Annotated in this window: 11 protein-coding genes and 1 tRNA gene; 9 read left to right on the top strand and 3 right to left on the bottom strand. The window is 63.9% G+C overall.

Annotated features, from left to right (window positions below; all coding sequences use genetic code 11):
• The 4 genes from RB2654_RS13255 (at window position 1) to RB2654_RS13240 (ending at window position 4,284) form a co-directional block, all read left to right on the top strand.
• The gene (locus RB2654_RS13255; RefSeq protein WP_008332361.1) at window positions 1-1,464 is read left to right on the top strand and encodes a di-heme oxidoreductase family protein; all 1,464 of its coding nucleotides are present in this window, start codon (window positions 1-3) and stop codon (window positions 1,462-1,464) included.
• Window positions 1,461-2,438, top strand: coding sequence for an imelysin family protein (locus RB2654_RS13250; protein ID WP_040884849.1), 978 nt, complete (start codon window positions 1,461-1,463; stop codon window positions 2,436-2,438). The genes RB2654_RS13255 and RB2654_RS13250 overlap by 4 nt, the downstream gene beginning before the upstream one ends.
• 1 nt (window position 2,439) lies before the next feature.
• Entirely contained in the window at window positions 2,440-3,501 is a 1,062-nt protein-coding gene (locus tag RB2654_RS13245; RefSeq protein ID WP_008332359.1) for a DUF1513 domain-containing protein, read from the top strand.
• A 66-nt stretch (window positions 3,502-3,567) separates the two neighbouring features.
• The gene (locus RB2654_RS13240; protein WP_008332358.1) at window positions 3,568-4,284 is read left to right on the top strand and encodes a hypothetical protein; all 717 of its coding nucleotides are present in this window, start codon (window positions 3,568-3,570) and stop codon (window positions 4,282-4,284) included.
• A 6-nt stretch (window positions 4,285-4,290) separates the two neighbouring features.
• Here RB2654_RS13240 and RB2654_RS13235 read toward each other — a convergent pair whose 3' ends face one another.
• Together RB2654_RS13235 and RB2654_RS13230 are read right to left on the bottom strand one after the other, a co-directional pair.
• Window positions 4,291-5,643, bottom strand: a complete 1,353-nt coding sequence (locus RB2654_RS13235) for an aminotransferase class III-fold pyridoxal phosphate-dependent enzyme (protein WP_008332357.1) — start codon at window positions 5,641-5,643, stop codon at window positions 4,291-4,293.
• Between the two features lie 42 nt (window positions 5,644-5,685).
• Window positions 5,686-6,471 carry an IclR family transcriptional regulator gene (locus RB2654_RS13230; RefSeq protein WP_008332356.1) on the bottom strand — a complete coding sequence of 262 codons (786 nt, stop codon included), beginning with the start codon at window positions 6,469-6,471 and terminating at the stop codon, window positions 5,686-5,688.
• Window positions 6,472-6,600: 129 nt separating this feature from the next.
• On the opposite strand from RB2654_RS13230, the gene RB2654_RS13225 reads away from it, so the two are divergent.
• The 5 genes from RB2654_RS13225 to RB2654_RS13205 are packed head-to-tail and all read left to right on the top strand — an operon-like array spanning window position 6,601 to window position 12,390.
• Window positions 6,601-7,536: a tripartite tricarboxylate transporter substrate binding protein gene (locus tag RB2654_RS13225; RefSeq protein ID WP_040884848.1), complete on the top strand. Its 936-nt coding sequence runs from the start codon at window positions 6,601-6,603 to the stop codon at window positions 7,534-7,536.
• Between the two features lie 54 nt (window positions 7,537-7,590).
• On the top strand, window positions 7,591-8,133 hold the full coding sequence (locus RB2654_RS13220) for a tripartite tricarboxylate transporter TctB family protein (RefSeq protein WP_008332354.1): 543 nt from the start codon (window positions 7,591-7,593) through the stop codon (window positions 8,131-8,133).
• A 7-nt stretch (window positions 8,134-8,140) separates the two neighbouring features.
• Window positions 8,141-9,664, top strand: a complete 1,524-nt coding sequence (locus tag RB2654_RS13215) for a tripartite tricarboxylate transporter permease (RefSeq protein WP_008332353.1) — start codon at window positions 8,141-8,143, stop codon at window positions 9,662-9,664.
• A gap of 9 nt (window positions 9,665-9,673) precedes the next feature.
• Window positions 9,674-11,158, top strand: a complete 1,485-nt coding sequence (locus RB2654_RS13210) for an aldehyde dehydrogenase (RefSeq protein WP_008332352.1) — start codon at window positions 9,674-9,676, stop codon at window positions 11,156-11,158.
• Window positions 11,155-12,390 carry a Tm-1-like ATP-binding domain-containing protein gene (locus RB2654_RS13205; RefSeq protein WP_008332351.1) on the top strand — a complete coding sequence of 412 codons (1,236 nt, stop codon included), beginning with the start codon at window positions 11,155-11,157 and terminating at the stop codon, window positions 12,388-12,390. The genes RB2654_RS13210 and RB2654_RS13205 overlap by 4 nt, the downstream gene beginning before the upstream one ends.
• 29 nt (window positions 12,391-12,419) lie before the next feature.
• Here RB2654_RS13205 and RB2654_RS13200 read toward each other — a convergent pair.
• Window positions 12,420-12,495 (bottom strand) — tRNA-Thr (locus tag RB2654_RS13200).
• Window positions 12,496-12,506 lie beyond the last annotated feature (11 nt).

Here is a 12,506-nt window from a genome sequence, read left to right as displayed (position 1 = left end):
ATGACGACGCTTGACGACGAGCATCTGCACGTCGTGCCACGCACGCAAGAAGAAGCGGCGCGGATCGCCAAGGTGACCGCGCCGACGACAGATTTTTCTGCGCCCGAGCAATTCGAAGAACGTCCGGCCGGCGCCGCCACCGTGCGGGCGCGTGACAATGCCGACGCCTTCAGCCAGCCCTCGGCCAACATCGGCTTCGAGGGGGAGTTGGAGTTCAAGGTCGGCAACGGCCTTTTCCGAAAGATCTGGGTCACGGCACCCTCGTCGACCGAGGCGTCCGATGGTCTCGGCCCGCTCTACAACGCCAGGGGCTGCCAAAACTGCCACATCAAGGACGGGCGCGGGCATCTGCCCGAAGGGCCCGACGACAATGCGGTTTCGTTCTTCTTTCGCGTGTCTATTCCGGCCGAAGTCGCGTGGGACATGCAGGAGGTCGAGGATTTCATCGGGGCCACCGAAGAACCCAACTATGGCGGCCAGATACAGGATTTCGGCACCTCCGGCCTGCCCGCCGAAGCGCAGGTCTCGATCACCTATGAGGATATTCCGGTCGAGCTGGCCGGGGGCGAAATCGTCACCCTTCGCAGCCCGACCTACGCCCTGACGGACCTTGGTTATGGTCCCCTGCACCCGGATGCGATGCTGTCGCCGCGACTGACGCCGCAGATGATCGGTCTCGGCCTGCTCGAGGCGATTCCCGCGCAGGACATCCTCGCCCATGTCGACGAGGCGGACGAGGATGGGGATGGAATATCGGGTCGCCCGAACCTCGTCTGGTCGATCGAACATGAAAAGATCATGCTCGGACGTTTCGGGCTCAAGGCCGGCACGCCGACGATCCGGCACCAGAGCGCCGCCGCCTTTTCCGGCGACATCGGAATTTCGACACCGTTGTTTCCGAATGCCTGGGGCGAATGCACCGACAACCAGACCGACTGCGTGGGGGCGGCCCACGGCGATGACGATGCACAGGGCGGGTTCGAAGTCGACGACACCGGACTGGACCTCGTCACCTTCTACGCCCGGAATCTTGCGGTGCCCGCCCGGCGCGGTTCGGACGATCCCGATGTTCTGCGCGGCAAACAGGTGTTCTACGACGCGGGTTGCACCGCCTGCCACACCCCCAAATTCGTGACCCACCGCCTAGCCGACCAGCCCGCCCAGAGTTTCCAACTCATCTGGCCCTATTCAGACATGCTCCTGCACGACATGGGCGATGGGCTGGCGGACAACCGGCCCGAGGGGCGCGCGACCGGCAATGAATGGCGCACCGCACCGCTTTGGGGGATCGGTTTGACGAAGCTCGTGTCGGGCCACGAAAACTATCTGCACGATGGCCGTGCGCGCACCCTGATGGAAGCGATTCTCTGGCATGGCGGGGAAGCGCAAGCCGCCCGAGACGCCATCGTCGCGCGACCGAAGCCGGATCGTGACGCTCTTGTAAAATATCTGGAGTCGCTGTGAGACACTTGATCTACGCTGCCGCCTTGATCGCCACGCCCGCCGTCGCAGGCGTCGAAGAGGCCGTGAACGATTACATCCTTCCACATCTCGCCGCCTTCACCGAGGCCGCCGAGGTGCTGGACGACGCCGCGCAGGAAAGCTGCGAGGCCGAGGGGCTTGTCGGGCCATACAACGCCGCGTTCGACGGTTGGATGGCGGTCGCCGACGTGCGGCTGGGGCCAAGCGAACAGGGCGCCCTGTCCCTGTCTTTCTGGCCTGACAAACGCGGCTTCACCGAGAGAACGCTCGCGGACCTGATCTCGAACAAAGACCCGGTGGTCGAAGATCAGGCGGCGTTCGAAGAAATTTCCATCGCGGCACGCGGGTTCTTCGCCTTGGAGCGGATGCTCTATGACAGTCAATTCAACGACTATGCCGAGGGCGATTATGCCTGCACGCTGGTCCGGGCGCTGACGCGCGACGTGGTGGATCAGGCGACTGCGCTTCAAGCGCAATGGAACGATTTCGCGCCGCTCCTCCTCGACCCGGGAAGCGCGGGCAACACGACCTACCTCGACGAAGCCGAGGCCCAGCGCGCGATCTATACGCAGATCCTTTCAGCCCTCGAATTCACGAAAGACACGCGGCTTGGGCGGCCGCTGGGTGAGGTCGCCCGCGCTCGACCGACGCGCGCCGAAGCCTGGCGGTCCGGGCGCAGCCTCACTCAATCCGTGCTGGCGACCGAAGCGGCGGTCGGGCTGGCCGAGGCTCTGGCCGACTGGGAACTCCCTGAAACCCGTGCGGCGCTCGACGCTGTTCGCGAGCAGGCCGAAACCATCACCGACCCGTCTTTTCAGAACATCGGCGATCTCATGAAGCGTCTGGACGTCGAGATTCTTCAGCAGAAAATCGATGCGGTCGAGAACGCGGTCGAAGTCGAAGTGGGTACCCGATACGGGATCACGCCCGGCTTCAATTCGTCGGACGGAGACTGACATGACGAACAGACGCGCGTTTCTGGGTGGGCTGATCGCAGCCGCCGGTGCGCCGCGACTGGGATGGTCGGCGGTCGGCTCGCCGTCGTACATCGCGGCAGCCAGGGAACCCGATGGAACCTACGCGATCCACGGGATCGACGCGGACGGACGCGAAACATTCTCGATCCCACTGCCCGCACGCGGCCATGCGGCCTGCGGGCACCCGACGCGGGCAGAAGCGATCGGGTTCGCGCGCCGCCCCGGACGTTTCGCGCTTGTGATCGACTGCGCAACAGGCGTCGTCCTGCGTAATCTCGAACCGCCAGCGGACCGTCATTTCAACGGGCACGGCGTTTATTCCAAGGATGGATCGACGCTGTTCACTTCCGAGCAGGAGATCGTTGGAAGCGCGGGCCATGTCGGGATCTGGGATACCGACAGCTACACGCGCCTCGGCAGCTTCCCGACGACCGGGCTAGGCCCGCACGAGATACGGCTTATGCCGGACGGCGCCCGGCTCGTGGTCGCGAATGGCGGGATCGAAACCGATGACCGGGAAAAGATGAACATCGACCGGATGGAGCCGAGCCTCGTCTACACGGACCTGTCGGGCCGGGTGCTCGACAAACTGATCCTCGACCCGGACCTCCACCAGAACTCGATCCGCCACCTTGCGATCCGCCCCGACGGTCTGGTGGCATTCGCGATGCAATGGCAGGGCGAAGAGGGCGCGGCGATGCCTCTGCTTGGCCTGCACCGGATGACCGAGGCACCAATCTTGGCGAGCGCCCCGCTGGACGAACAGTTGCTGATGCAGGGTTATGCGGGCAGCATCGCCTTCGCGGGAAATGGTGGCGAGGTCGCCATCACCTCGCCCCGCGGCGGGCGCCTGCATCGGTTCACACCCGACGGCGATTTCATCGCGTCTTTCGCGCGAAGCGACGTTTGCGGACTTGCCACGTTGGGGGATGGGTATCTGGCGTCGGACGGGCTTGGCGGCCTGATCGCCCTCGACCATGCCGGGCCACGCGCCCTGAACCGAACGCCCTCGGCTTGGGACAATCATCTGATCGCGATCTGATCGCGCGGCCAAATGCTTGGTAATTCGCCACTTACCCCTTAGGCTCCGGGTCGAAAGGGGGTTCGGGTGGCACAGGCATTCACGATCATTTCTGCCAGATTTCCCCGCGACCTCTCCGCGACCGACGACACGAGCGGCGGGCCGGAGGGCGCGGACTTTGCCCTTGCCGGGTCCGAGGTGGCGTGGAACGAGGCGGGGCTGCCCTCTCGCAACCGGACCATTCGGACCTGGATCGCGCTGTGGCCGGATCGCGATGCCGGACGACGATTTCTGAAGCGGCGGGTCGAAAACATTCCCCTGCTGACGCAGGCGGAAGAGTGGTGGAGCGGGCTTTTGCTGCCCTACCAAAGCCACGGCGACCTGAACTGGCACCCTGACGGCAAGGCGGCATCGGTGTTCCATGACCTCGGCCCGCGACCGAAGTCGTCCCGGCCCGTCTTCGTCCTTACGACACTGGGGATCGGCAATCCCGGCGAAGGCATGATCGCCTTCGGCAAAGGGACGCGCGCGGTAAGGCAGGCCTTTTCCGACCTGCCGTCCGTGATCCTCGAACAGCAGTTACTGCCGGACGACCAACGTCTGGATGCGCCGACCCTATCGCTCTGGGAAAACGAGGGCGCCGTGATTTCGGCCGCCTACCGCAGCGAACCCCATCGCTCGGCCATGAAAGTCGCGGATCACCCCGACCTTGCCCGAGGGTCGTTCACGCGCATGACCCTTCTTTGGGCCGAGGGAAGCTGGGAAGGGGTCAACCTGCGCGAAAAGGGCGCGGTCGGCGGCTGACCCGGATCAGATCGCGGCAAATCCCTTGTGGAGAGCGTCGAGAATCGTGCGGGCTTCCGTTTCGCTCAGGATGAGCGAGGGGGACAGGATCACGTTGTTGCCCGAAACCCGGACCATCGCCCCGCTTTCATATGTCACGCGGTGCAGCTTGCCGATGGCCTGCTTGTCGATGGGCGTCTTGGTGGCGCGGTCCGAGACCAGTTCCAGCGCGAGCATCAGGCCATGTCCCCCACGCACATCGCCGATAACGTCGTATTCGTCCTGCAAGGCCTTCAGACCGGCGAAAAGCTGTTCGCCCCGCGCTGCCGCGTTGTCTTTGACGTTCAACCGGACGGTTTCGCCGAGGCAGGCGATTGCCGCCGCCGCACCGACCGGGTGACCGGAATAGGTGTATCCCGACCCGATGGCCCCCTTGCCGGTGGTGTCGTTCTCGAACACGTCGGACACCTTTTCCGAAATCATGACGGCGCCGAACGGGAAATAGCCGTTCGTAATCGCCTTGGCCGTGCACATCAGGTCCGGTTGCACGCCCCAATGGCGGCTTCCCGACCAGTCGCCGGTGCGGCCAAAAGCGGTGATGACCTCGTCCGCGATCAACAGAATGCCGTGCTTGTCGCAAATCTCGCGAACCCCCGGCATGAAGCTCTCATGCGGCGGGATGACCCCGCCCGCGCCCAACACCGGCTCCATGATGAAGGCCGCGATGGTCGAAGCGTCCTGAAACTTGATCTCGTCCTCGATCGCGGCGAGGCAGAGTTGGGCGAGCTTCGCGGGGTCCGTCTCGTTGAACGGGTTGCGATAGGTGTAGGGGGCCGGCACGTGGTAGCAGCCCGGCATCAAGGGCTCGTACTGCGTGCGGAAATTGGCGTTACCGTTGACCGATGCCCCCAGCGTGTGCGTGCCGTGATAGCCCTTTTTCAACGACAGATACTTCACCCGGCCCGCTTCGCCGCGCACCTTGTGATACTGGCGCGCCAGTCGCAGCGCCACTTCGACCGAATCCGACCCGCCGGAGGTGTAGAATGCGCGCGTCAGGCCGTCGGGCGCGAAGAAATCCGCAAGCATCTCGCCCAGTTCGATGACCTGATCGTTCGATGTGCCGCGAAAGATCGAGTAATAGGGCAGGCGGTCCAACTGGGCCGCGATGGCATCCTTCACCGGCTGGCAGGAGAACCCGAGGTTCACGTTCCACAGGCCGCCGACGGCATCGACCGTGGTGTGGCCGTCCACATCGGTGATGGTGACGCCTTCGCCACCCACGATGATGTCGGGCGGGTTGGCGATACTGTCGGCCGGATGCGCCATCGGATGCCAGATCGCACGGGCGTTGCGTTCTTTGAGGAAATTCGCGTCTTTCATGGTCCGGTCCTCTGTCGTCTCGGGGTTCTTGGAAAGCCTGCCTCAGACGGCGGACTGCCATTTTTCGGCGTGTTCGGGCGGCAGGTCGCCGCCAAGCTGTTGGGTGATCCTGACCATTCCATCACGCAGGGCTTCGCGGATCTCGGCCCGTTTCTCGTCCGTGTCGCGCACGGCGGGCAGCGCGATGGACACCGCGCCGACGACCTTGCCGCCGACGCCGAACAGGGGGGCGCCTTGCGAACAGACTTCGCTGTCGAATGTCCGGTCCTGCGATGCGGTGCCGGTGCGTCGCACCTCGTCCAGAACCGACCGAAGCTCGTCTGCCGTGGTGATCGTCCCGTCCGCGTATTTGGTCAGGGGTCGCTTCAGAACGCTTCGGGTCACGTCCTCATCCGCGAAGGCAAGAACGGCGAGCCCCGATGACGTGGCGTGCAAAGGCAGGATCTCTGATTCGTCGAAGGCCACCTGCGTGCCATGGGTCATCGGGTCGAAATGCAGCGCGGGGGACAGGACATCGCCCTGCAACAGCGAGACGTGAGTGAGCTCTCCCACCTGTCTCGCGATGTCTTCGACGATAGGGCGCAGGACGGATCTCAGCGGATGGGTCGCTTCGCGCACCCCGGACAAACGCAGGATCGCAGGGCCAAGACGATAGGCCCGCGTGACCGGATTCTGTTCGAGAAAACCGTTTTCCATCAACTCGGTAAGGTGGCGATGCACGGTCGCCTTGTCCCGGTTCACGAGGCGCACGAACTCGGTCAGCCCGATCTCGGGTTTCTGCTTTGCGAAGAAATTCAGCAGGTCCAGCGCTTTGGTAATCGTTCCCATCTGCGGGCCGGTCGTCCGATCGTTGCGAGTGCAATTTTTTCGTCTCGACGTTGACAGAAAAGATTCGAAGCTGCAAGAATAAATGCTACCAGTGGTTCAAATAATGAACCCAACCAACGGGAGCCAGACATGAAGACAGTCCTTGCAAGCGCCGTGGCACTCGCCGCCGCAGCCCTGCCGATGGCCGCGCAGGCCGAGTATCCTGAAAAGCCGGTCGAGTTCGTCGTGCCGTTTCCGCCCGGTGACCTCGAAGACGTTCTGACCCGCATGATCGCGGACGAATTTCAGGCCACCTATGGCGTTCCGGCCGCGGTCGTGAACAAGCCGGGTGGCGGCGGTGGGCCGTTCCCCGGTGCCGCCGAAGTCGCCAGTGCTCCGGCGGACGGCTACACCATCGGGTCGTTCGTCATCGCCGTGCCGATCGTCGGGCCCGAGGTCGGCATCCCGGCGCTGAACCCGAACCCCTTCGATCCGCTCGGCATCTTCCTGACCTATCCCTTCGTGATCGCGGCCTCCGGCGATGCGCCCTATGGTTCGGTCGACGAACTCGCCGCCTATGCGCAGGACAACGACGTCGTTCTGGGCCACTTCGGTGCGCCGCTCGTCCCGACGCAGGTGACGCTGGCCCTCGCCAAGGAAAAGGGGTTCTCGTTCGCCTCGGACGCGGCGTTCGACGCGCTGGACTGCAACACGCTGGCCTCGGGTGATGCCGATGTCATCAACACGACGCTGCAACTTATCCTGCCCTGCCTCGACGACGTGAAGGTTCTTGCGTCCATCGGTGCGGAACGCATCCCGCTGACGCCCGACGCCCCGACGGTCGGGGAGGTCGCCCCGGCGCTCGACGTGTCGCTGTGGAACGGTCTGTTCGTTCACAAGGACACGCCCGCAGATGTGCGCGAAAAGATCGTCGCCGTGGCCCAGAAGGTCGTCACCTCCGACGCGGCCAAGCAGTTGGCCGAGGACACGGGCGCCCTGATCTATTGGCAGAATGCCGAGGAATCGGCGGCCCAGATCGAGGCGGATACCGAAACGCTCGGCACCATCTCGTCCATGCTCGAGTAACGCCATCAACGCGCGCCCCGGTCACATCGGGGCGCGTCCTTCACGAGGCAGGACATGGCACGCAGCAAGACGTTTCAGGATCTGTTCAAACGCTACCGGCGACCGGGCGATTTCATCATTTCGCTTGTCTCGTTCCTGTTCGGTCTGGCTCTCCTTGCCGCATTGCCGCGCCAGACGACATGGGTCGACGGTCAGCCGCTTTTCGGCCAACCGGCATTCTGGCCCACGGTTGCGGTCTGGGCGATGGTCGTCTTTTCCGGCCTTCACCTTTTGGGCGCCATGCTGTCCGAACGCATCCGGGGCCGAACGGAAGAGGTGGTCTATTGGCTGCGATCCATCGAGTTCGCGATCTGGTTCATCGCCTATGTGCTGATCGTGCCGCGTCTTGGATACCTGCCCTCGACGCTGATATTCACGAACCTCCTCGTCTTTCGTCTGGGATACCGGCAAGCACGCTGGTTCGCCTTTGCAACCCTGTTCTCAATCGCGGTCGTCGTGATCTTCAAGGGCCTCCTGCATGTGAAAATCCCATCGGGCGAGATCTATTCGCTTCTGCCATCGGGCAAATTCCGACTTTTCGTGATGATCTGGCTGTGAGGGCGGCATGAGCGATTTTCTATCCGGTCTGAATCTGCTCGCCGATCCGGCGGTCGTCTTTGCACTGTTCATCGGGTCCATCGGCGGAGTCGTGATCGGTGCCGTTCCGGGTGTCGGTGCGGCGGTCGCCATCGCGATCCTGCTGCCTGCCACCTTCGCGCTCGAACCTCTCGTCGGTCTGACCATGCTGCTCGGCATCTACGGGTCGTCGATGTATGGCGGCTCCCTCCCCGCCATCCTCATCAACACCCCGGGCACGGCCGTCAACGCGTTGACCACTTATGACGGACACCCGATGACCCGGCGGGGCGAGGCGCTGCGAGCTTTGGGTCTGGCCTATGGGGCGAGCTTCGTGGGCGGCATCCTGTCCATCGCCGCCCTGATCCTGCTGTCGCCGGTGCTGGCCAAGGTCGCGCCCCTGTTCGGCAGCCGTGAAATCTTTCTCGCGGCCCTGCTCGGTATCGTCCTCGTGGTCATCGCGCATCGTGGCCAGACGCTCGTCGCGGGATCGCTCGCCGCCTTCGGCATCCTCATCAATACGATCGGGCTGGAGCCTGTGCGCTACACCCAGCGGTTCACCTTCGGGCAGGACTGGCTGTCGTCCGGCGTCGACCTGATCGTCGTGGTTCTGGGCCTTTTCGCGCTCAGTCAGGCCTTCGTGCTGCTCACCGACCCGGAACGCGCGCCCATCACGCAACGGGTCCAAGGCAACATGTTCACCGCGATGCTCGGCGTGTTCCGGCACAAACGGGTTGCGGGGGCAGGGTCGTTCTTCGGCGTGCTCATGGGCATGATCCCCGGCGTCGGGGAGTTCACGGCGCAGTTTCTGACCTACACCTATGCGCAGAAGACCTCCAAAGACCCCGACGCCTTCGGTAACGGCAGCCCCGAGGGCCTCGTCGCCTCGGAATCGGCCAACAACGCCGTGCCCGCCGCCGCGATGATCCCCCTGCTCGCGCTGGGCATCCCGGGCGAGGCGCTGACGGCGATGATGCTGTCGGTGTTCTACGTCCACAACGTCGTTCCGGGTCCGGGGCTGTTCCAGAACAGCATGGACTTCGTATATGCGCTCTATATCGCGATGATCCTGCTTAACGTGATCGTCGTGGTGTTCATGCTGTTCGCCTCGAACTGGCTGATCCGCATCATCCGCGTGCCGACCCGTTTTCTGGGCGTGATGATCCTGACCCTGTCATTCGTCGGGGTTTATTCGCTGCGCAATTCGGTGATCGACTGCGCCTTGGCGGCAGGCTTCGGTATCATCGGCCTTGTGCTCAAACGCATGAACCTGCCGGTGGTGCCCATCGTTCTCGGCATGGTCCTTGGCGGGATCATGGAGGTCAAACTGCGCGCTGCGATGGCCCGGGTGAAGACGCCGCTCGACTTCGTGGATCGGCCCATCGCCGCGCTTCTCGCCATCGCAATCGTCCTGCTGATCGTCGGTCATGTCTGGGGTCTGTTTCGCGAGAAACGCCGCGCGGTGCCGGAAAACGAACACGATCACGACATCCATGACAGCCAGACGCGGTAAGGGGGTTTCATGCTCGATCAGGCACGCATCGACACCTTGGCAGCACAGGATGTGCGCCCCGGTGCGCATATCATAGACGGCGAGCGGCGCGGCGCGTCCGATGGTGGCGAAATGGATGTGATTTCACCCCTCAACGGCAAGGTTCTGACCACCATCCCGCGCGGAACGCGTGTGGACGCCGAACGCGCAATCGCCTCCGCTCGTCGTGCGTTCGAGGATGGCCGCTGGGCCGAACTTCCACCCGCAGCCCGCAAGCGGACGCTCCTCAAATGGGCCGATCTGATCGAGGCGAACGCCCTGGAACTTGCGGTTCTGGGCGTGCGTGACAACGGGACCGAAATCGGAATGGCGTTCAAGGCCGAGCCGTTGTCGGCAGTCGCGACGATCCGCTACTACGCCGAGGCGATCGACAAGCTCTATGGCGAGATCGCCCCGACCGACCCCTCTGTCCTCGCCCTCGTGCACCGCGCCCCGGTCGGGGTCGTCGGCGCCATCGTTCCGTGGAACTTTCCGCTGATGATCGGCGCGTGGAAAGTCGCGCCCGCACTGGCCGCCGGAAACTCGGTCGTCCTGAAACCCGCCGAGACCGCATCGCTCACGCTTCTTCGCATCGCGGAGCTGGCGCTCGAGGCCGGTATCCCGCCCGGCGTGTTCAACGTGGTCACGGGCGAAGGCGCTGTTGTGGGTGAGGCGATGGGGCTGTCGATGGACGTCGACGTGCTCGTCTTCACCGGGTCCGGTCCGGTGGGCAGGCGGCTTCTGGAGTATTCTGCGAAGTCCAATCTGAAACGCGTGTACCTCGAACTCGGCGGGAAATCCCCGAACATCGTTTTCGCAGACGCCCCGGACCTGACCGAGGCGGTCAAGGTTTCGGCCAACGGCATTTTCCGCAATGCCGGGCAAGTCTGCGTTGCCGGGTCGAGACTGCTGGTCGAGCGTGCGATCCACGACGAATTCGTCTCTAAACTGGCCGAATTCGTGAAAACGATGTCGGTCGGCAACCCGCTTGATCTCTCGACCAGCGCGGGGGCGGTCAATTCCCTGCGCCAACTCGATCAGAACCTTCGTTTCGTGGATGAGGCACGGTCGGCCGGGCGTGTCGTCATCGGCGGGGCGCGCATCCTCGAAGAGACGGGGGGCTACTTCATGGAGCCGACCATCGTCACCGGCGTCGACCCAAGCGATCCGATCGCCCAGAACGAGGTGTTCGGACCGGTCGTTGCCGTCATCCCGTTCGACAGCGAGGGCGAGGCGGTCAGGATCGCCAACGGCACGGACTACGGCCTTGCCGCAGCGGTCTGGACCCGCGATCTTTCCCGCGCGCACCGGATGATCCGGGCGATCAGGGCAGGGGTCGTTCACGTCAACACATACGGCGGACCCGACGTGACCGTGCCGATCGGGGGCGTGAAGCAATCCGGAAACGGGCATGACAAATCGCTCCATGCCTTCGACAAGTACCTCGACCTGAAAACCGCATGGATCAAACTATGACCGACCGCACGATCCTGATCGTCGGGACTTACGACACCAAGGACGACGAACTGAACTACATCGCCGGGGTGATCCGGGGGCAAGGCGGCGGGGTGGTCACGATGGACGTGTCCGTGCTTGGCGACCCGACCGAACCGACGGATTTTTCCAAGCATGACGTGGCCGAGGCGGGCGGCAGTTCCATTCAAGCCGCCATCGACAGCGGCGACGAAAACACGGCGATGCAGATCATGGCGCAGGGTGCATCGACGCTCGTGTCTCGCCTGTGTGCCGATGGACGCTTCGATGGCCTTCTGGTGCTTGGGGGCACGATGGGCACGGACCTTGCCCTCGATGTCTGTAACGCGGTGCCGCTTGGCGTTCCCAAATACATCGTTTCGACCGTCTCGTTTTCACCCCTGATCCCGGCCGAGCGTTTGCCGGCCGATGTGCAGATGATCCTCTGGGCCGGGGGGCTTTACGGGCTCAATGCCGTCTGCAAAGCGTCTCTCTCCCAAGCCGCGGGGGCCGTTCTGGGGGCGGCTCGCGCCGTGGAAAAGCCGGATACGAAACGCCTGCTTATCGGCATGACGAGCTTCGGCAAATCCTTCCTGTCCTACATGGTCGCGCTGAAACCGGCACTGGAATCCCGTGGTTTCGATGTCGCGGTGTTCCATGCGACGGGGATGGGGGGCCGGGCGTTCGAAAGCCTTGCCGCCCAAGGCGCGTTTGCCTGCGTTATGGATTTCGCCACGCAGGAGGTCGGGAATTTCATCAACGGGTCCGCCATCCACGCAGGCGAATCGCGCCTGACCGCCGCTGGACGCGCAGGCATACCGCAGATCGTGTCGTCGGGCTGCTACGACCTTGTGGATCTGGCGGGGTGGCAGCCGATGCCCGAAGCGTTGCAGGGCCTGCCGTCCCATGCCCACAACCGTCTTTTGACGTCCGTCGTTCTGGATGCACCCCGCCGCCGCGATGTGGCGCGCGCTTTGGCCGAACGGGTGGCAGGCGCCAAGGGCGAGACGGTGTTCGTCCTGCCCACGCAAGGATGCCACGCCCTGGACCGGCCGGGGGCCGATCTGTGCGATCCTGACGGACTTGCCGCTTTCGTGGATGAACTGACGAAAGTCTGCCCGGACAACGTGACGCTCAAGGCTCTGGACGCCCACATCAATGACGATGCCTTCGTCGATACGGTGCTGGCGACCTTCGACGACTGGCTGGCCCGGGGCATCGTGCCCCGCCCCTGATGGTCGCGTCTGTCGGACTGGTCCCGAAGTGGTGCCGCTGAAGGGACTCGAACCCCCGACCCCATCATTACGAATGACGTGCTCTACCAGCTGAGCTACAGCGGCACACCGCTTCG

It is taken from the genome of Maritimibacter alkaliphilus HTCC2654, assembly GCF_000152805.1.
GTDB classification, from domain to species: domain Bacteria; phylum Pseudomonadota; class Alphaproteobacteria; order Rhodobacterales; family Rhodobacteraceae; genus Maritimibacter; species Maritimibacter alkaliphilus.
The sequence above is the reverse complement of the archived record's forward strand: the minus strand, read 5'-3'. Positions and strand labels throughout refer to the sequence as shown.

What these genes read in the sequence shown, in the direction of transcription:
- RB2654_RS13215 (WP_008332353.1), top strand. Translation starts at nt 8,141, where the DNA reads ATGAGCGATTTTCTATCCGGTCTGAATCTGCTCGCCGATCCGGCGGTC.
- RB2654_RS13235 (WP_008332357.1), bottom strand. Translation starts at nt 5,643, where the DNA reads ATGAAAGACGCGAATTTCCTCAAAGAACGCAACGCCCGTGCGATCTGG.
- RB2654_RS13220 (WP_008332354.1), top strand. Translation starts at nt 7,591, where the DNA reads ATGGCACGCAGCAAGACGTTTCAGGATCTGTTCAAACGCTACCGGCGA.
- RB2654_RS13230 (WP_008332356.1), bottom strand. Translation starts at nt 6,471, where the DNA reads ATGGGAACGATTACCAAAGCGCTGGACCTGCTGAATTTCTTCGCAAAG.
- RB2654_RS13245 (WP_008332359.1), top strand. Translation starts at nt 2,440, where the DNA reads ATGACGAACAGACGCGCGTTTCTGGGTGGGCTGATCGCAGCCGCCGGT.
- RB2654_RS13255 (WP_008332361.1), top strand. Translation starts at nt 1, where the DNA reads ATGACGACGCTTGACGACGAGCATCTGCACGTCGTGCCACGCACGCAA.
- RB2654_RS13225 (WP_040884848.1), top strand. Translation starts at nt 6,601, where the DNA reads ATGAAGACAGTCCTTGCAAGCGCCGTGGCACTCGCCGCCGCAGCCCTG.
- RB2654_RS13210 (WP_008332352.1), top strand. Translation starts at nt 9,674, where the DNA reads ATGCTCGATCAGGCACGCATCGACACCTTGGCAGCACAGGATGTGCGC.
- RB2654_RS13205 (WP_008332351.1), top strand. Translation starts at nt 11,155, where the DNA reads ATGACCGACCGCACGATCCTGATCGTCGGGACTTACGACACCAAGGAC.